This window comes from Streptomyces sp. (genome assembly GCF_035563135.1).
GTDB lineage: Bacteria > Actinomycetota > Actinomycetes > Streptomycetales > Streptomycetaceae > Streptomyces.
This window is the reverse complement of record NZ_DATMVN010000586.1, coordinates 1-2,094: the sequence shown is the minus strand read 5'-3', so window position 1 is coordinate 2,094 and position 2,094 is coordinate 1. Positions and strand designations below refer to the sequence as shown.

Below are 2,094 nucleotides of genomic sequence, written 5' to 3'. Positions count from 1 at the left end.
CAGCAGGCCCAGGGCGATCATGCCGAGGCCGAGGACGAGGTGCAGCCAGTCGTCCGCGCCGTTGAGCGGCACGAAGTTGGCGCTGCTGTGGTGCCCGACAAACATGCCGTACAACCACAGGACCAGGTAGACGGCGCCACCGGCCAGCAGGAACGTCCGCGCCGCGGAGGCGGTGCGCGCCATGGCCACCCCGGCCACGCCGAAGGCCAGGTGGACCAGGTTGTGCAGGATCGAGATCTGGAAGACGCCCAGCAGCTTGGCCTCGGAGTCGTGGGAGGCGAACTTCATGGTGTCGTAGCCCGTGGTGATCCCCGGGACGAATCCGAGCACCCCCACGAGAAGGAACACCGCCCCGACGATCACCGCGGCCTGCTGGACCGGGGTGCGGGCGTTGGGTGTCGTACGGGTACGCATGGTCATCGTGGTGTTCCTTTCTCAGGGGCCTGTTCCAGTGAGCGGCGGATACCCCGTCAACCGCGCGCTATCGCCGGGAAAAACGACGGGTACGACGGAATGTGGCCCCAGCCGCCTTACCGCGTACGGTCCTGCCGAGTCGACGACCGACGTCCCGGCACCGGGACGCCGGCCCTTTTCACCGGAAGAGGGCGGCGCGCTACCGGCGCCCATGCACCACAGTGGCGGCCGCGGCGGCGGCGAGCAACCCGACGAGGAAGGCGAGCCTCCTCCTGCCCGAGGTCGTCCGCGTGCTCGGACCGGCCATGTCGCGGACCCGGTCGTAGCCGCTCAGGGGCACCCCGAGGAACGCGTTGCCCGGGGGCCGCCGGGGGACGGCGGGATGCGGGTGGGTGGGGGCGCTCCTGCGCACGGCCTCCCAGGCCACGCCGAGCCGACGCAGCCGGGCGGGACCCAGCGCGTCCTGCAGCCGGGGCAGCAGTTCGTCCTCCTCGTCCCTGATGTCCTCCCGTATCAGGGCGAAGACCTGCTGCACCTTCTCCTCGCGTTTCGGGTCCCGCGGGTCAAGGCGTTCGATCTCGGAAGTGAGATCGTTGATCTGCTGGTGCTCCTCCTCGACGCTCGCGGTCAGCTCCTCGCCGCCCGGGACGCCGCGCCGGACGACCGGCCAGAGCACGGTCTCCTCGGCAAATGCGTGGCTGAAGACAAGCTGGACGATCTCCTTGAGGGTCTGTTCTCGCTCCTCGGGATCCGTCAGCACGTGGTACCGGTCCATCAGCCGGTCCATCTCGGCGTGGTCGCGGCGCTGCCGTGACAGCACGCTGCCACCTCCGCCCAACTGTTCGACCGTTTGGTCCTTGATGGTCCTCGCCATGTCGCGGCCCGTCCTCAGTCCCCGGCCGTGTCTACGGCGCCGGTCTCGTCCGGTTCGCGCTCGCCCTCGGCCTGGGACGGTGTCGTACGTTGCGCCTCGGAGGGGCCGGACGTCGATGGGACATCGGCCGTCCCGGGGGCCGGCTCACGCTCACCCTCGGCCTGCGACGGTGTCTGTTCACTCATGGGTCGGCCTCCGGCCGTGGTGTCGTTGTGGGGGTGGTGCGGGTGGCCCCGCTCAGCCACCAGGTACCCGGGCCATGTCGTCCCACTCGGGCATCGGCGGATACATGGGTCAGCTGCCTGCGAACAGGACGGCTCTGTCCTTGTCGCCGGTTGCGGGAAGCAACCAACGCCAAGCCGCCGACCAGAATGAATGTCAGGTTGGGAAAGGCCGCCGACTGGGCCACCGACCGGTCAAGTTCACGATCGAATTCTATGGGCATCTGCTGTGGAGCGCCTGGGGCCGTTGTCATGCGGTTCTGCGGAACGCTATGTGGCCTGCCCTCTCGCCATGACGCCCCAGGCTGAGGCAGCGGCCAGCCTGGGGCGCCTCACACAGGCGGCTTGAGGGGCGGCCAACGGGGCGTCTGAGCTGCACGGTGCTGGGACGGAACTCCCGTGCTGGGATCGTGCTGGGATGGCATGGGAACGCCCGTGCTGGGTTTCGGACAGTGCGCTGTCCGGTGCTCCGGTAAGAGGACTGTAAAACGTTCGGCTCTGGCCCGTAATCGGTGGTAACGAAGGGTGATGGTTGTCGTTGGCATGGTGTGCGCGATGTCAATGAGCTTGTGGCGGTGGTGTTTT

At 68.4% G+C, this 2,094-nt stretch carries 3 protein-coding genes; all 3 read right to left on the bottom strand.

From position 1 onward, the window contains the following. Positions 1-420, bottom strand: a 420-nt coding sequence (locus VN520_RS26230; protein ID WP_325749414.1) for a DUF4383 domain-containing protein, incomplete at its 3' end; no start/stop codon positions are given. A 193-nt stretch (positions 421-613) separates the two neighbouring features. Further along, entirely contained in the window at positions 614-1,288 is a 675-nt protein-coding gene (locus VN520_RS26225) for a hemerythrin domain-containing protein (protein ID WP_325749413.1), read from the bottom strand. A 14-nt stretch (positions 1,289-1,302) separates the two neighbouring features. Beyond that, on the bottom strand, positions 1,303-1,473 hold the full coding sequence (locus tag VN520_RS26220; RefSeq protein ID WP_325749412.1) for a hypothetical protein: 171 nt from the start codon (positions 1,471-1,473) through the stop codon (positions 1,303-1,305). Positions 1,474-2,094 lie beyond the last annotated feature (621 nt).

What these genes read in the sequence shown, in the direction of transcription:
- VN520_RS26225 (WP_325749413.1), bottom strand. Translation starts at nt 1,288, where the DNA reads ATGGCGAGGACCATCAAGGACCAAACGGTCGAACAGTTGGGCGGAGGT.
- VN520_RS26220 (WP_325749412.1), bottom strand. Translation starts at nt 1,473, where the DNA reads ATGAGTGAACAGACACCGTCGCAGGCCGAGGGTGAGCGTGAGCCGGCC.